The organism is Rhizobacter sp. (assembly GCF_032229685.1).
Classification (GTDB): domain Bacteria; phylum Pseudomonadota; class Gammaproteobacteria; order Burkholderiales; family Burkholderiaceae_C; genus LMDS01.
Window position 1 is genome coordinate 257,695 of sequence record NZ_JAVTWP010000012.1, and the last position, 15,794, is coordinate 273,488.

14 protein-coding genes are annotated in these 15,794 nt (G+C 67.5%); 11 read left to right on the forward strand and 3 right to left on the reverse strand.

Annotation, left to right across the window (positions count from 1 at the left end; translation table 11 throughout):
- Positions 1 to 39 precede the first annotated feature (39 nt).
- Positions 40 to 1,578 carry a GGDEF domain-containing protein gene (locus AC30PD_RS06920; RefSeq protein WP_489534900.1) on the forward strand — a complete coding sequence of 513 codons (1,539 nt, stop codon included), beginning with the start codon at positions 40 to 42 and terminating at the stop codon, positions 1,576 to 1,578.
- On the opposite strand, the gene AC30PD_RS06925 is transcribed toward AC30PD_RS06920, so the two are convergent.
- Both AC30PD_RS06925 and AC30PD_RS06930 read right to left on the reverse strand, forming a co-directional pair.
- A complete protein-coding gene (locus AC30PD_RS06925; protein ID WP_489534901.1) occupies positions 1,557 to 2,441 on the reverse strand; it encodes an amidohydrolase family protein in 885 nt (294 codons plus the stop codon). The genes AC30PD_RS06920 and AC30PD_RS06925 overlap by 22 nt on opposite strands.
- 25 nt (positions 2,442 to 2,466) lie before the next feature.
- Positions 2,467 to 4,164 (reverse strand): tannase/feruloyl esterase family alpha/beta hydrolase, encoded by a 1,698-nt coding sequence (locus AC30PD_RS06930; RefSeq protein ID WP_489534902.1) that lies wholly within the window; start codon positions 4,162 to 4,164, stop codon positions 2,467 to 2,469.
- 257 nt (positions 4,165 to 4,421) lie between these two features.
- Between AC30PD_RS06930 and AC30PD_RS06935 the strand changes: the two genes are divergently transcribed.
- The 10 genes from AC30PD_RS06935 to AC30PD_RS06980 all read left to right on the forward strand — a co-directional run bounded on the left by AC30PD_RS06935 (position 4,422) and on the right by AC30PD_RS06980 (position 14,620).
- Positions 4,422 to 5,231: a crotonase/enoyl-CoA hydratase family protein gene (locus tag AC30PD_RS06935; RefSeq protein WP_489534903.1), complete on the forward strand. Its 810-nt coding sequence runs from the start codon at positions 4,422 to 4,424 to the stop codon at positions 5,229 to 5,231.
- A complete protein-coding gene (locus AC30PD_RS06940) occupies positions 5,228 to 7,087 on the forward strand; it encodes a feruloyl-CoA synthase (protein ID WP_489534904.1) in 1,860 nt (619 codons plus the stop codon). The genes AC30PD_RS06935 and AC30PD_RS06940 overlap by 4 nt, the downstream gene beginning before the upstream one ends.
- 19 nt (positions 7,088 to 7,106) lie before the next feature.
- Positions 7,107 to 7,871, forward strand: a complete 765-nt coding sequence (locus AC30PD_RS06945; RefSeq protein ID WP_489534905.1) for an SDR family NAD(P)-dependent oxidoreductase — start codon at positions 7,107 to 7,109, stop codon at positions 7,869 to 7,871.
- Positions 7,872 to 7,900: 29 nt separating this feature from the next.
- Positions 7,901 to 8,338 (forward strand): acyl-CoA thioesterase, encoded by a 438-nt coding sequence (locus tag AC30PD_RS06950; protein ID WP_489534906.1) that lies wholly within the window; start codon positions 7,901 to 7,903, stop codon positions 8,336 to 8,338.
- 39 nt (positions 8,339 to 8,377) lie between these two features.
- Positions 8,378 to 9,520, forward strand: a complete 1,143-nt coding sequence (locus AC30PD_RS06955; protein ID WP_489534907.1) for an ABC transporter substrate-binding protein — start codon at positions 8,378 to 8,380, stop codon at positions 9,518 to 9,520.
- A gap of 152 nt (positions 9,521 to 9,672) precedes the next feature.
- Positions 9,673 to 10,713 (forward strand): branched-chain amino acid ABC transporter permease, encoded by a 1,041-nt coding sequence (locus AC30PD_RS06960; RefSeq protein ID WP_489534908.1) that lies wholly within the window; start codon positions 9,673 to 9,675, stop codon positions 10,711 to 10,713.
- Between the two features lie 4 nt (positions 10,714 to 10,717).
- Positions 10,718 to 12,484, forward strand: a complete 1,767-nt coding sequence (locus AC30PD_RS06965) for a branched-chain amino acid ABC transporter ATP-binding protein/permease (protein ID WP_489534909.1) — start codon at positions 10,718 to 10,720, stop codon at positions 12,482 to 12,484.
- Between the two features lie 2 nt (positions 12,485 to 12,486).
- Positions 12,487 to 13,227: an ABC transporter ATP-binding protein gene (locus AC30PD_RS06970; RefSeq protein WP_489534910.1), complete on the forward strand. Its 741-nt coding sequence runs from the start codon at positions 12,487 to 12,489 to the stop codon at positions 13,225 to 13,227.
- Positions 13,228 to 13,239: 12 nt separating this feature from the next.
- Positions 13,240 to 13,716: a MarR family winged helix-turn-helix transcriptional regulator gene (locus tag AC30PD_RS06975; RefSeq protein ID WP_489534911.1), complete on the forward strand. Its 477-nt coding sequence runs from the start codon at positions 13,240 to 13,242 to the stop codon at positions 13,714 to 13,716.
- 7 nt (positions 13,717 to 13,723) lie between these two features.
- A complete protein-coding gene (locus AC30PD_RS06980) occupies positions 13,724 to 14,620 on the forward strand; it encodes an NAD(P)-dependent oxidoreductase (protein WP_489534912.1) in 897 nt (298 codons plus the stop codon).
- 18 nt (positions 14,621 to 14,638) lie between these two features.
- On the opposite strand, the gene AC30PD_RS06985 is transcribed toward AC30PD_RS06980, so the two are convergent.
- Positions 14,639 to 15,754 carry a 5-methyltetrahydropteroyltriglutamate--homocysteine S-methyltransferase gene (locus AC30PD_RS06985; protein ID WP_489534913.1) on the reverse strand — a complete coding sequence of 372 codons (1,116 nt, stop codon included), beginning with the start codon at positions 15,752 to 15,754 and terminating at the stop codon, positions 14,639 to 14,641.
- Between the last annotated feature and the right edge of the window lie 40 nt (positions 15,755 to 15,794).

Below are 15,794 nucleotides of genomic sequence, written 5' to 3' on the forward strand. Positions count from 1 at the left end.
TGATATATTGCCGCGCAGCCCAGGCCCGACCCAGTCATCATGCTCCCCGACTTCCCCGCTCAACTGCTCCGCTGGGTCGAAGAAGGGGCGATCGCCAAGGCGATCGAAGCAGCGCGCCGCGAGTTGCCGAAGTACACCGGCGAAGAGCGCGGCCGGGTCTTGCTCGCCTTGTCGACCGCGTGCTGGAGCGCCGGCGACAACCTCGACGCCTTGCGCGCCGCCGTCTCGGCCGGCGACGCTTTCCGCAGTTGCCGCTCCATGCCCGGCGTGTGCGACGCGATGGTGCGCATCGCGGCGTCGCTGCGCTCGGCCGGCGACCACGCTTCGGCCATCACCACGCTGGAGCGGGCTGAAGAAGTGGCGCGTGACCTCGACGACCCGAAGCGCCTGGCCGACGTGCTGCGCAACGTCGGCGTCTGCTGCTCGCTGGTCGGGCGGCACCAGCAGGCGCTGTCGAGCCTGACCGAAAGTTGCGCCTTGCTCGAACCCGATGGCGCGCCTTACGACCGCCACGTGGCGCGCCTGTCGCTGAACAACGCACGCAACCGGCGCGCGATGGCGCTGGCCGAGGCCTCGGACGAGCGCCGCGCCGAGTTGCACACCTTGCTGGCCGACTGGCGCTCGCTCGCGGTGCAGACCCGCGCCGCGGGCCTGGCCACGCTCGAAGTGATGGCGATGGGCAACCACGCGATCACGCTGCGCCAGTGCGGCCGGCACGACGAGGCCCTGGTCGAGCTGCAGGCCTTGCTGGAGCGTTACCGCGCCTTCGGCCTGCGGCCGAACGAGGGCCTGTGCCACTGCGAGATCGGGCGCTGCTTCGAGGCGCGCCAGCAGTACGCGGCGGCGCGCGAGAGTTATCTGCGATCGATCGAGATCCTGAAAGAGGGCGGCACGCTGCCCGATCTGCAGGAAGCGAACGAAGGGCTGTCTCGCGTCGAAGAAGCAGCCGGCGACCACCGGGCTGCGCTGCAGGCGCTGAAAGAAGTGCGCGCCATCGACCGCCGCAAGTCAGACGAAGCGGCCGCCAACACGATGGCGCAGCGCGAGTTGCGCATCGAGCTCGCCCGCCTCACCAGCACCTGGGCGCGCCAGGCCACGCTCGACCCGCTCACGGGCCTGGGCAACCGTCGTGCGCTCGACCTGTGGATGAGCGAGAGCCTGCCGCGCGTCGAGCAGGGCGAACCCGTCACCTTGCTGCTGCTCGACCTCGACCACTTCAAGCAGGTCAACGACCGCTTCGGCCACGCGGTGGGCGACGAAGTGTTGCGGCGCGTGGCGGCGTTGATCCAGCAGAACTGCCGCAGTGCCGACCTGGCCGTGCGCTATGGCGGCGAAGAGTTCGTGCTCGCGCTGTTCGGTGTGGCGCACGAGGCGGCCACCGATGTGGCGCACCGGCTGCGCGCTTCGGTCGAAGCCGAGCTCTGGAGTTCGGTGGCCGAAGGCTTGCAAGTCTCGGTCAGCATCGGCGTGGCCGCCGCCGTGGAAGCGCCCGACGGCCAGTCGCTGCTGACGCTGGCCGACCGGCGCTTGTACGCCGCCAAGTTCGGCGGCCGCAATCAGGTCGTCACGGTGGGTTGAGCCCCGAGCCCGAGAAGGCGCACCGCGTTGTCTTTCAGGATCAGCGGGTGCACCTCGGGCTTGAAGCCGGCTTCATGGAAGTCTTTCATCCACCGGTCGGGCTGGATCAGCGGGAAGTCGCTGCCGAACAGCATGCGGTCTTTCAGCAAGGTGTTCGCGTACTGCACCAGTTGTGGCGGAAAGTACTTCGGGCTCCAGCCCGAAAGATCGATCCACACGTTGGGCTTGTGCATCGCCAGCGACAGTGCTTCGTCCTGCCAGGGCCACGACGGGTGCGCGACCACGATCTGCATGTCTGGGAAGTCGATCGCCACGTCTTCGAGCAGCATCGGGTTCGAGTTCTGCAGCCGCAGACCGCCGCCACAGCGCATGCCGCTGCCGATGCCCGAGTGGCCACTGTGAAAGATCGCCGGCAGTTTGTATTCGGCGATCACTTCGTAGAGCGGCCAGGCCATCTTGTCGTAGGGCTCGAAGCCCTGCACCGTGGGGTGGAACTTGAAGCCCTTCACGCCGTGCGATTCGATCAGCCTGCGCACCTCGCGCGCGCCCATCTTGCCCTTGTGCGGGTCGACGCTGCCGAAGGCGATCATGATGTCGCTGTTGGCCATGGCCGCTTCGGCGATCTCTTCGTTCGGAATGCGGCGCCGGCCCATCTGGGTTTCGGCGTCGACCGTGAACATCACGAACCCGATCTTCTTTTCGCGGTAGTAGGCGAGCGACTCCGCCATCGTCGGCCGCTTGCTCGAGCGAAAGTACTTGTCGGCGGCGCGGTCGTACTCTTCACCGTAGTTGTCGAACGGGTTCCAGCACGACACCTCGAGGTGCGTGTGGGTGTCGATCGCGATCAGGTTCTGGATGTCCATGGTGTCCTCGGCCGATGGGCGGTGGCTACTGGCAGCTGAAGCTCGCGGCCAGTTCGATGTCGCCGCTGCCCTTGTACTTTGCCACTTTCGGGTAAGGGCAGAGCGGGCGGGTGCGTGTGGCCGACCAGGTGGTCGGTACGTCGGCGTTGGCGCCGGCTGCGTTGCCGGCGCCGCGGGCACTGGCCGTCACGCTGTCGGGCGCCGTGCCTTGCTCGACCCAGGCCACCAGCGGCGTCAGCATGTCGAACTGGTCGGTGGTCGCGCCGCCGGAGCAGTGCGTCATGCCGGGCACGCGGTAGAGCCGCGCGAAGGCACTGGCGTCACCGCTGTTCGAAGCGCGCACCTCGTTGTACCAGGCGGTCGTGTCGTCGCTCGAGAAGATCGGGTCGCTGGTGCCGTGGTAGACCATCATCTTCGCGCCGCGGTTTTTCATCGTGCCGAGCTGGCTGGCGCTCGGCGGCGTCATGAACGCGAGCGCGTTCTCGGTGTAGGTGGCATTCGTGGCCTGGATCTTCGCGAGCATCGCGTCGAGGTCGGCCGTCAGCGCGAACGTGGCACCGACGAAGCCGGTCGGGCTTTCGGGCGGCACCTGCCAGATCATCGCGGTGGCGCCCGAGTCGAGGGCCGGCGGCGCGGTGAAGTTCCAGAACGCCGAGTTGCCGATGCCGTGGCTGCTGTCGAACGGGAAGCTGCTGTAGATCTTCGCGCCCGCGCTCGTCTTCATGCCGGCGAAGCGCTGGCCGATCACGGTCTTCTGTGCGGCCGACAGGCAGGTGCCGTCGCGCGCGCCGGTGCAGGTGGGTACGTCGCGGTCGAGGTTGAAGGCGGCCTGGCAGGCGGTGGTGTCTTGCACCAGCCCGTCGGCGCTGCCGTCGAGCGCGTCGCACTTGGCGAGCACCGCGCTCGAGACCAGCGAGCGCTCGGCGGCGCTGAAGCCGGTCGACGGGTTTGCGGGGTCGGTGGCGACCGAAGCGTAGGCGCGGTAGGCCGCCATGTTGGCGATCGCTGCGAGCGGCAGGCGGAAGCCAGGGTTGCCGACGAGGAAGCCGTCGTACTGGTCGGCGTAGCGGGTGGCGGCCACCATCGTGTGGCGCCCGCCGTTCGAGCAGCCGCCGAAGTACGAGCGGTCGGGGCGCTTGCCGTAGGCCGAGTTGATGGCGCTCTTGGCCATCGGTGTGAGCGCAGCCACGGCGTTGTAGCCGTAGTCGAGCCGGGCCTGCGGGTCGATGCCGAAGGTCGGGCCTTGCGCGGCCAGGTGGCCGGCGTCTGAGCTGATCACGGCAAAGCCCATGTTGAGCGCGTTCGTGAGCCCCGCGCCACCATTCACGCCGCCCGTGGCGGTGACGACGCTGCCGTCGATGCCGCCGTTGGCCTGGTAGAAGAAGCGCCCGTTCCAGGCGTTCGGCAGGCGCATCTCGAAGCCGATGGCGTAGCTGTTGCCGTCGACCGTGCTGGTGCGCTGATTCATCCTGCCGGTGACCTGGCAGTGCGCGCCGACCGGCGTGCCGGCCACCGTGAGCGTGCCGGCTGCGATGGCGTTGGCCGCGGTGATGGTGGTGTTCGGGAAGCTGATGCGCGTGGCCAGCTCGGTGCAGTAGGCGATGGCCGCCCCGCTCGCGGCGCCGAGCTGCGGCAGCGGCGCGGGGTCGCCGTTACCGCCGCAGGCGGACATCAGGGTCAGCAGACTGAGCGCGCCGGTGGCGGCCTGGAGCTGGTGTTTCATGCGCAGGGATCCTTTACGAATTGGCCGGCGCAGCCCTGTTCCTGGTGCGCTCAGAAGTGAAGGGGCTCGTTCCAGTTGATTAACTTTAATAACTATCTGGAACTTTGTTCTCATGGCTTTCCCGTAGCCGCGGGGTTGAAGATTCTTCAAAGTCTGCAGAAGATTTCTTGCGGTAAGGCATCCGAAGGCTAGGGTTAGTACCAAGATGCGAGGCCTCAAACTGGTTAATACAATTAATCAACTTTGATCGGGAGCCCATGTCTCAGCCTTTTGTCGCCGCGACCGGTTTGCTCGCGCAACTCGACCTGCTGCGCATCGAGCACAGCGCTGCCGTGACGCACCTGCGGCTGTTTCGCGCGGCCAAGCGCAACGCACTCAACGACCCGCTGATCGCGCAACTGCAGACCGCCTTCGTCAACCTGCCGGCGAGCACCCGCGCGGTGGTGATCAGCGGTGAAGGCGACCACTTCTGCGCCGGGCTCGACCTGTCGGAGCTCGGTGAACGCTCAGTCGCCGAAGGGGTGCTGCATTCGCGTTCCTGGCACGCCGCGTTCGAACAGATCCAGTTCGGCCGCGTGCCGGTGGTCGCCGTGCTGCACGGCGCGGTCGTGGGTGGCGGCCTGGAATTGGCGAGTTCGGCGCACGTGCGCGTGGCCGAAGCGAGTGCCTTCTACGGCCTGCCGGAAGGCCAGCGTGGCTTGTTCGTCGGTGGTGGCGGTTCGGCCCGCGTGCCGCGCCTGATCGGTGTGGCGCGCATGGCCGACATGATGCTGACCGGGCGGGTCTACGACGCGGCCGAAGGCTTGAGCATCGGCCTGTCGCAATACCTCGTCGAAGACGGCAAGGGGCTCGAGAAAGCGCTGGCGCTGGCCGAGAAGATCGCCGCCAACGCGCCACTCTCGAACTTCGCGGTGATGCACGCCTTGCCGCGCATCGCCGACATGAGCCAGAGCGACGGCCTGTTCACCGAATCGCTGATGGCCGCGATCGCCGGCGGCGACGAAGCCGCCAAGGCGCGCATGCGTGCTTTCCTCGAAGGCAAGGCGGCGAAAGTGGCGAAGTCATGAGCGCTGGGCTCGCAGCGCCCCGCTACCGAGACGTTGCGCTCGGCGGTTCGCTGTCGGCGAACTTCGCCACCGCGGCCGACGGCAGCACGCTCGTCACGTCCACCGAAGCGCTGCAGCCCTACCCGAAGCGCCTGACCGACCGGTTGCTGCACTGGGCCGCCGTCGCGCCCGACCACACGCTGGCGGCCAAGCGCCACCAGGGCGGCGATTGGCGCCGCATCAGCTACGCCCAGGCGCTGCACAGCGCACGCTGCATCGCGCAGGGGCTGATCGACATGAAGCTCTCGGCCGACCGGCCGGTGGCGATCCTGTCCGACAACGACCTCGAACAACTGCTGCTCGGCTTCGGCGCCATGCTCGCCGGTGTGCCGTTCGCGCCGATCTCGGCCGCGTATTCGCTGATGTCGCAGGACTACGGCAAGCTCAAGCACATTCTGGGCGTGCTGACGCCGGGGCTGGTGTTCGCGTCGAGCGCATCGGCCTTCGGCAAGGCGATCACTGCCACCGTGCCGGCCGATGTGACGGTGCTGCTCACGAGCGGCACGATCGACGGCCGCAAGACGCTGAGCTTCGACGACCTGCTCGCCACCGTGCCGACCGCGCAGGTCGACGAAGCGCACGCGAAGGTCGGCCCCGACACCGTCGCCAAGTTCTTGTTCACCTCGGGTTCGACCAAGCTGCCCAAGGGCGTGATCAACACGCAGCGCATGCTGTGCAGCAACCAGCAGATGATCCTGCAGTGTTTTCCGTCGCTGGGGCAGGAGCGGCCGGTGCTGATCGACTGGCTGGTCTGGAACCACACCTTCGGCGGCAACCACAACGTCGGCCTCACGGTCTACAACGGCGGCACGCTCTACATCGACGAGGGCAAGCCCACGCCGGCGCTGATCGGCGAAACGCTGCGCAACCTGCGCGAGATCGCGCCCACCGTCTACTTCAACGTGCCCAAGGGTTTCGAGGAAATCGCCAACGCGCTCGAGACCGACGCCGCCTTGCGCGACCGTTTCTTCAGCCGCGTGAAGATGCTGTTCTTCGCCGGTGCCGGGCTCTCGCAGCCGGTGTGGGACAAGCTCGACCACATGGCCGAGCTCGCCTGCGGTGAGCGCATCCGCATGCTGACCGGCCTGGGCATGACCGAGACCGCGCCCTTTGCGATCTGCGCCAACGGGCCGGTCGTGAAGTCGGGCTACATCGGCCTGCCGGCGCCCGGCATGGAGCTCAAGCTCACCCCCGTCGACGGCAAGCTCGAAGTGCGCTACCGCGGCCCGAACGTCACGCCCGGCTACTGGCGCGCACCCGAGCAGACGCAGGAATCGTTCGACGCCGAGGGCTACTACGGCAGCGGCGACGCGCTCAAGTACATCGACGCCAGCAACCCGCAACTCGGCTTCGCGTTCGACGGCCGGATCGCCGAAGACTTCAAGCTCGCCACCGGCACCTTCGTCTCGGTCGGCCCGCTGCGGGCCAAGGTCATCGCGGCCGGCAGCCCGTGTGTGCAGGACGTGGTGGTCGCTGGCATCAACCGCAACGAGATCGGCCTCTTGATCTTTCCACGCCTCGACGCCTGCCGCGAACTCGCGGGCGTGGCCGCGAACGCGCCCACGCTCGACGTGCTTTCAGCCGCGCCGGTGCGTGCGTTCTTCCAGAACCTCGCCGACGAGATGTTCGCCAGCGGCACCGGCAGCGCCACGCGCGTGGCGCGCTCGCTGGTGCTCGTCGACCCGCCCAGCATCGACCGCGGCGAGATCACCGACAAGGGCTCGATCAACCAGCGCGCGGTGCTCACGCACCGCGACGCGCTGGTCGAGCATCTTTACGCGGGCGGTGACGACAGCGTCATCCTGCCGCGCCGTTGACCCGTTTGAAAGCCAGCCCATGAACATCCAAGGACAAGCCGCGATCGTCACCGGCGGCGCTTCCGGCCTCGGCGCGCAGACCGCGCGCGAGCTCGCCCGGCGTGGCGCCAAAGTGGCCGTGTTCGACCGCAATGCCGAAGGCGCGAAGGCCGTGGCGGCCGAGATCGGCGGCATCGGCGTCGGCTGCGACATCACCTCGAGCGACAGCGTGAGCGCCGCATTGCAGGCCGCCCGTGAAGCGCATGGCGTGGCGCGCATCCTGATGAACATCGCCGGCATCGGCACTGCGAAACGCCTCATCGGCAAAGACGGCACGCCGATGCCGCTCGAAGACTTTCGCCGCGTGATCGAAGTGAACCTGGTCGGCACCTTCAACGTGACGCGCCTCGCCGTGGCCGAGATCGTCAAGCTCGACCCGCTGCAAGACGGCGAGCGTGGCGTGGTCGTCAACACCGCCTCGGTGGCAGCTTTCGACGGGCAGGTCGGGCAGGAAGCCTATGCCGCATCGAAGGGCGGCGTGGTCTCGCTCACGCTGCCGCTCGCGCGTGACCTGGCGCAGTTCGGCGTGCGCGTCGTCACCATCGCGCCGGGCCTGTTCCTCACGCCGCTGATGGCCGAACTGCCGCTGCCGGTGCAGGAATCGCTCGCCGCGAGCATCCCGTTCCCGAAACGGCTGGGCAAACCCGAAGAGTTCGCGCACCTGGCCGCCTCTATCGTCGAGAACCTTGCGCTCAACGGCGAAGTGATCCGCCTCGACGGCGCGTTGCGCATGGCGCCGCGCTGATCGCCCCGAAGCTTTCGCACCCACCCACCATGCCGCGTTCCACCGCCCACCGTGTCGACGTCGCCTTCGGCGACTGCGACCCCGCGGGCATCGTGTTCTTCCCGAACTTCCTGCGCTGGATGGACACGGCCTCGCTGTCGTTCTTCATGCAGTGCGGCGTGCCGCCCTGGCGCGAGCTCGTGAAGACGCGCGGCATCGTCGGCACGCCCTTGCTCGAGATCAACACCAAGTTCCACAAGGCGGCCACCTATGGCGAAACGCTGACGATCACCACGCACGTCGAAGAATGGCGCAGCAAGGTCATCGTGCAGCAGCACCGCGTGACCCGCGCCGGCAAGGACGGTGCGGCCGAAGACCTGATCTGCGAAGGCCGCGAAGTGCGTGCCTTCGTGCGCCGCGACGAGCACGACCCCGACCGCCTGCGCGCCATTGCCGTGCCCGAAGACATTCGCGCCCTCTGCACCTGAAACCGTTCACCGCCCCTGCACATCCAAGGAGAGACAAGCATGTTGAAGATCCGCACCCTGGTGGCCACGCTGGCCACTTTGCTCGGCACCTCGTTCGCCTACGCCGACATCACGATCGGCGTGTGCATTCCGCTCACGGGGCCGACCTCGGCGCTCGGCATCCCCACCAAGAACGGCATCGAACTCTGGCCCAAGACCATTGCCGGTGAAAAGCTCAACGTCATCATCCTCGACGACGCGACCGACCCGACCGTGGCCGTCAAGAACACGCGCCGCTTCATCACCGAAGACAAGGTCGACGTGATCGTCGGCTCAGCCGCCACGCCGATCGCCGCGGCCATGTCCGACGTGGCCGCCGAAGGCCAGACCGTGCAGCTCATGCTCTCGCCGGTGAACCTGCCGCCGGGCAAGGGCGACTGGTCGTTCCGCATGCCGCAGTCGACCGCCGTGATGGCGCTGCCCATCATCGAGCAGTGGAAGAAGCTGGGCGTGAAGACCTACGGCTTTCTCGGTTACGCTGACGCGTATGGCGAAGCCTGGCTGAAAGACCTTGCGCCGCTGGCCGAGAAGGCTGGCATCAAGCTGGTGGCGACCGAGCGCTTCGCGCGTTCCGACACCAGCGTGACCGGACAGGCGCTCAAGCTGATCTCGGCCAACCCCGACGCGATCCTCGTCGTGGCTTCCGGCAGCGGCGCAGCCATGCCGCACAAGGGCCTGGTCGAGCGTGGTTACGCCAAGGGCAAGATCTACCAGACGCACGGCGCCGCCAGCTTCGACCTGATCCGCGTCGGCGGCGCCGATGTCGAAGGCTCGTTCGTGGTCTCGGGCCCGGCCGTCGTGGCCGGCAAGCTGCCCGACAGCAATGCCAGCAAGGCACTCGGCGTGAAGTACATCGCCGACTACGAGAAGGTCTACGGCAAGGGCATGGCCAACCAGTTCGCGGCACACGCGTTCGACGTGGTCATCGTGCTCGAGAAGGCCGTGCCGCTGGCGATGAAGAAGGGCAAGCCGGGCACCAAGGAGTTCCGCGTCGCGCTGAAAGAAGCGCTCGAAACCATGGGCCGCACGCCGGTCTCGCAAGGCGTGCTCAACTTCACCGCGACCGACCACTTCGGCTACCTGCCCGAAACCGGCGTGATGCTGAAGATCGTGGGCGGTGAATGGCAGGTGGTGCCGAACTGACAGTGCGCACCGACAAGCCGGCGCGCGCCGCGCCGGCTTAGGGTTTGCAGCCATGCCGCAGGGCTGACTGCGGTGCCGCCGGCTTGTATGATTCGGCGCGCTATAGCCGACCGATCGGTCAGTTCTGTTTTTGCCCCTACACATCGCCCGCCATGGACTTCTCTATCGCCAGCATCCTGATGCTGGACGGCATCACCAACGGTGCGATCTATGCCCTGCTCGGGCTGGCCACCGTGCTGGTGTTCGCTGTCACGCGGGTCATCTTCATCCCGCAGGGCGAGTTCGTGGCTTACGGGGCGCTCACGCTGGCCCTGCTGCAACTCGGCAAGGTGCCGGGCACGGTCTGGCTGCTGCTGGCCCTGGCCGTGCTGGTGGCGGTGCTCGATGTGGTGGCGGGGTTGCGGCGCGGGCTGCCGGCGGCCAGGGTGCTGGCTTCGGCGGGCAAGTCTTTGATGATCCCCATCGTGGTGGCCGCCATCACCTGGTGGGCCGCGCCGCAGAAGCTGCCGCTGTTGCTGCAGAGCCTGCTCACGCTGGCGATCGTCACGCCGCTCGGCCCCCTGGTGTACCGGCTGGCGTATGAAAAACTGGCCGACGCGACCGTGCTGGTGCTGCTGATCGTCTCGGTCGGCGTGCACTTTGCGCTCACCGGTCTTGGCCTCGTGTTCTTCGGCGCCGAGGGTTTCCGCAACCCGAGCTTCTGGGACGCGCGCTTCTCGGCCGGTGCGCTCACGCTGTCGGGCCAGACCGTCATCATCTTCCTGGTCTCGATCGCCCTGATCATTTCGCTCTACCTGTTCTTCGGGCGCACGCTGCGTGGCAAGGCCTTGCGCGCGACAGCCGTGAACCGGCTCGGCGCGCGCCTGATGGGCATCTCGACGTCGGGTGCCGGCCGGCTGAGCTTCGGCCTGGCCGCGTTCATGGGCGCGCTCTCGGGCCTGCTGATCGGCCCGGCGACGACCATGTTCTACGACTCGGGTTTCCTGATCGGCCTGAAAGGTTTCGTCGCCGCGATCTTCGGCGGCCTGGCGAGTTACCCGGCCGCGGCGGTCGGCGCGATCTTCGTCGGTTTGCTGGAAAGCTTCGGCTCGTTCTACGCCAGCGCGTTCAAGGAAGTGATCGTGTTCACGCTGATCCTGCCCGTGCTGCTGTGGAGGAGTTTCCAGCACGGCCACCACGACGAAGAGGAGTGACGCGATGAACCTGCGCCGCACCTCCCTCATCGTCTTCGTCGTCCTGCTCGCGCTGATGCCGGTCTTGCCGGTGCCCGAGTTCTGGATCACGCAAGCCAACTACATCGGGCTGTACACGCTGGTCGTGATCGGGCTGATCTTGTTGACCGGCATCGCCGGGCTCACCTCGTTCGGCCAGGCCGCGTTCGTGGGGCTGGGTGCCTACACGGCCGCCTACCTCACGCTCACCTACGGCGTGTCGCCGTGGTTCACGGTCTGGATCGGCCTGGTCGTCACCGGCCTGGCTGCGCTCGTGCTGGCCTGGCTCACGCTGCGCATGTCGGGCCACTACCTGCCGCTGGCCACGATCGCCTGGGGCCTGAGCCTGTACTACCTGCTCGGCAACATCGACGCGCTCGGCAAGTACGACGGCCTGCTCGGCATCCCGGCGTTGCGCTTCTTCGGCACCGAACTCAACACCGGCCGCAGCTTCTACTACCTGCTGTGGGCCATCGTCGTGCTCGCCGCCATTGCCGTCACGCACCTGCTCGACTCACGCACCGGGCGCGCGCTGCGCGCGGTGAAGGGCGGCACGACCATGGCCGAGGCGATGGGCGTGAACACCTTCCAGACCAAGGTCACGGCCTTCGTGCTCGCGGCCTTGCTGGCCAGCGTGTCGGGCTGGTTGTTCGCGCACTTCCAGCGCACCGTGAACCCGTCGCCCTTCGGTTTGAAGATGGGCATCGAGTACCTCTTCATGGCGGTGATCGGCGGCGTCGGCCACGTGTGGGGCGCGCTGGTCGGGGCCGGCCTCGTGAAGATCCTCGAAGACCAGCTGCAGGTGCTCTTGCCCAAGCTGCTCGGCGGCAGCGGCAACTACGAGATCATCGTGTTCGGCGTCCTGCTGGTGCTGGTGCTGCAGTACGCGCGCGACGGCGTGTGGGCCTTCATCGAAGCGCGGCTGCCCCGCGTGCAGCGCAAGAACGACTGGGTCGAATCGCCCGCCTTGCCCGAGCGCGCCCGGCCGCCGCACGGCGAGGTGGTGCTCGACGTGAACGCGGCTCGAAAGGAATTCGGCGGGCTCGTGGCCGTGAACGACGTGAGCTTCCAGGTGCGGGCCGGCGAGATCCTCGGCCTGATCGGCCCGAACGGTGCCGGCAAGTCGACCACCTTCAACCTCGTGACCGGCGTGTTGCCGGTGACGCGCGGCACGGTCACGCTGCGTGGCGAGCGCATCGACAGCCTGCCTTCGCGCGAGATCGCGCGGCGCGGCGTGTCGCGTACCTTTCAGCACGTGAAGATGATCGCCGGCATGACGGTGCTCGAGAACGTGGCGCTCGGCGCACACCTGCGCGGTAACCGCGGTGTGGCCTCGGCGATGTTCAGGCTCGACCGCAGTGAGGAGCGCCAGCTGCTGAAAGAAGCCGAGAAGCAGCTGCGCCGCATCGGCATGGAAGCCAGCATGCACGAGCTCGCCGGCAACCTGGCGCTCGGCCCGCAGCGCCTGATGGAGATCGCGCGGGCGCTGTGCGCCGACCCGACGCTGCTGCTGCTCGACGAACCCGCCGCCGGCCTGCGCCTGAAAGAAAAACAGGGCCTGGCCGATGTGCTTCGGCAACTGCGCGATGAAGGCCTGTCGATCTTGCTCGTCGAACACGACATGGACCTGGTGATGGGCCTGGTCGATCGCGTGGTGGTGATGGAGTTCGGCACGAAGCTGATCGAAGGCACGCCGGACGTCGTGCAGGCCAGCCCCGCGGTTCGCGCGGCATATCTCGGCACGGAGCACTGAGCATGCCGAACGACCTCTTGTTGAACGTCAAGGACCTGCACGCCGGCTACGGCCGCGCCGAGGTCTTGCACGGCCTGAACCTCAGCGCAAAAAAGGGCAGTGTCATCACCGTGATCGGCCCGAACGGCGCCGGCAAGTCGACGATGCTGAACGCGCTGATGGGCGTGCTGCCCTCGCGCGGCAGCATCGACTACCAGGGCCGGTCGGTCGTGCTCGACTCGCTCGAAGAGCGTGTGATGCAGGGCATGGCGCTCGTGCCCGAAACGCGCGCACTGTTCGGCACCATGCCGGTCGAAGACAACCTGCTGCTCGGTGCCTACCGCCAGGTGCGCCTCGGCGTGAAAGACAGTGCCGCCGCGATGGAGAGGGTCTACACGCTGTTCCCGCGCCTGAAAGAGCGCCGCGCGCAACTCGCCGGCACGCTCTCGGGCGGCGAACGCCAGATGCTCGCGGTCGGCCGTGCGCTGATGAGCCAACCCGACCTGCTGATGCTCGACGAACCCAGCCTCGGTCTGGCGCCGCTGGTGGTGAAAGAGATCTTCCGCATCATCGACAGCCTGCGCAGCACCGGCGTGACGATCCTGCTGGTCGAGCAGAACGCGCGTGCCGCGCTCGAAGTGGCCGACTACGGCTACGTGCTCGAGATGGGCGAGATCGCGCTCGAAGGCCCGGCTTCCGATCTGGCGAAAGATTCGCGTGTGATCGACACCTACCTGGGCGCCGCGCGCAAGAGCGCGGCCTAGCCTGTCAGCGCGATGCCGACCCTTCGCGACGACACCGGCGCCGACGAACTCGACCAGTCGCGCCTGACTCACCTGGTGGGTTATGCCTCGACGCGCGCCTCGATCACGATGCGCCGTGTGTTCGCGCGCCACCTCGGCCCGCTCGACCTGAAGGTGGTGGAGTTCTCGATCCTGATGCTGGTGGCTGCGAACCCGCAGGTCAACCAGAAGCGGCTCGGCACCGCGCTCGACATCTCGCCGCCCAACATGGCCGTCACGCTCGACCGCATGGTCGAGCGCGGCTGGGTCGAGCGCGTGCGCAGCACGCAAGACCGTCGCGCCCAGCAGATCCACCTCACCACCAAGGGCGCCGAGCTGGTGCAGCGCGCCGAAAAGATCGCCTCGACCATGGAGCAGGCCACGCTGCGTGTACTCTCGCCCGCCGAGCGTGCGCTGCTGATCGAGTTGCTGATGAAGGTGGCAGGTGGCAAGCCTGCCAAGCGGGCCTGACCGTTCGATGAACGCCGGCACGCCACGCATCGGCATCGTCGGCATCGGCGCGATGGGTTTGCCGATGGCGCGCAACCTGCACCGCAAGGGCTACGCGCCCCGGGTGTGCGACGTCGACCCGGCCGCCGTGGCGGCTGCCGCGGCGTTCGGCATCGAAGCCTGTGCAACGCCGGCGGCGCTGGCTGCCTGCAGCGACGTGCTGGTGGTTGTGGTCGTCGATTCGGCGCAGATCGAGCAGGTGCTGTTCGGGCCGCACGGCGTGGTGCACGCCAAGCCAGCGCCCCGATCCACACCGCTCGTGGTGATGATCTGCTCGACCATCGCCGGCGACGACACCGAGCGCTTTGGCCAACGATTGCAAGGCCACACGATCGACCTGCTCGACGCCCCGATCTCGGGCGGCCCGGCGCGTGCCGAAGACGGCAGCCTGTCGATGATGCTGGCCGGCGAGCCGGTGCTCGCGGCCCGGCACGACACGCTGTTGCGCGACATGGCCGCGAAGCTGATCCACATCGGCCCGAAGCTCGGCGACGCGGCCCGCACCAAGCTCGTCAACAACCTGCTCGCCGGCGTCAACCTCGTGGCCGCTGCTGAAGCGATGGCGCTCGGCGTGCGGCTCGGCCTGGACCGTCAGACCTTGTTCGATGTGATCAGCGCGTCGAGCGGCGCTTCGTGGATCGGGCAAGACCGGCTCGCGCGGGCGCTGGCGAACGACTTCGCACCGCGTGCGCGGGCCGCGATCCTGACCAAGGACGTGGGTTTGGCGGTGCAGATGGCCGAGGCCGCCGGCATCGGCACGCCGCTCGGCGACGCGGCGCTCGGCGTCTTCAAGGCGACCGTGGCCGGTGGCCTCGGCGATGAAGACGACGCCGCCGTGATCAAGACGATCTGGCCCGGCTTCTGAGCGGGCTGCCGGCGACGCTCAGCCCCAGACCTCTTGCGCCGTTTCGACCACGAGCCGCAGCTTGTCACGCTGCGCCTGCACCGCGATGTTGTTGCCGTGCACCGTGCTGCTGAAGCCGCACTGCGGTGACAGGCACAGCTGGTCCAGCGGCGCGTATTTCGCCGCTTCGTCGATGCGGCGCTTGAGCGAGTCCTTGCTTTCCATCTCGCCGAACTTGGTGGTCACGAGGCCGAGCACGACGATCTTGCCTTTGGGCAGGTAACGCAGCGGGCGGAAGTCGCCAGACCGGTCGTCGTCGTACTCGAGAAAGTAGGCGTCGAGGTTCATCTCGGCGAGCAGCGCTTCGGCCACCGGCTCGTAGTTGCCGGCCGCTGCGTGCGTGCTCTTGAAGTTGCCGCGGCACAGGTGCATGGCGAGCGTCATGCCTTTGGGTTTGTGCGCGACCACCTTGTTGATGAAGCCGGCGTAGCGGTGCGGCAACTCGTTCGGGTCGTCGCCGCGCTGGCGCGCCGCTTCGCGCATCTTCTCGTCGCACAGGTAGGCCATGTTGGTGTCGTCCATCTGCACGTAGGTGCAGCCGGCGTCGGCGAGCGACTGCAGCTCTTCGCCGTAGGCCTTGGCCACGTCGTCGTAGAACGCCGGGTCGAGCTCGGGGTAGTGCTGCTTGCTGATGCCGGCGCGGCCGCCGCGAAAGTGCAGCATCGTCGGCGACGGGATCGTCACCTTCGGTGTGCGGCCGGCGCTCACCTGGCTCTTCAGGTACTCGAAGTCGGCGCGCTGGATGTCTTTCACGTGGCGCACCTTGTCGACCACGCGCATCACCGGTGGCGCCAGTTCCTGCGTGCCGTCGGGCTTTTCGATCGTGACCGGGATGTCGGTCTTCACACCGCCGAGCTGCTCGAGAAAGTCGATGTGGAAGTAGGTGCGGCGGAATTCGCCGTCGGTGACCGACTGCAGGCCCACGTCCTCCTGGAACTTCACGATCTCGGTGATGGCCTTGTCTTCCACCGCGCGCAGTTGTTCGGGCGTGATCTCACCCTTGGCGCGCTGTTCGCGGGCGTCGATCAGGAACTTGGGGCGCAGAAAACTGCCGACGTGGTCGGCGCGGAACGGGGCGGTGCTGCGGGTGCTCATGGGGTCTCCTGGTGCTTCGTCTGGCGATGATAGGACTGCA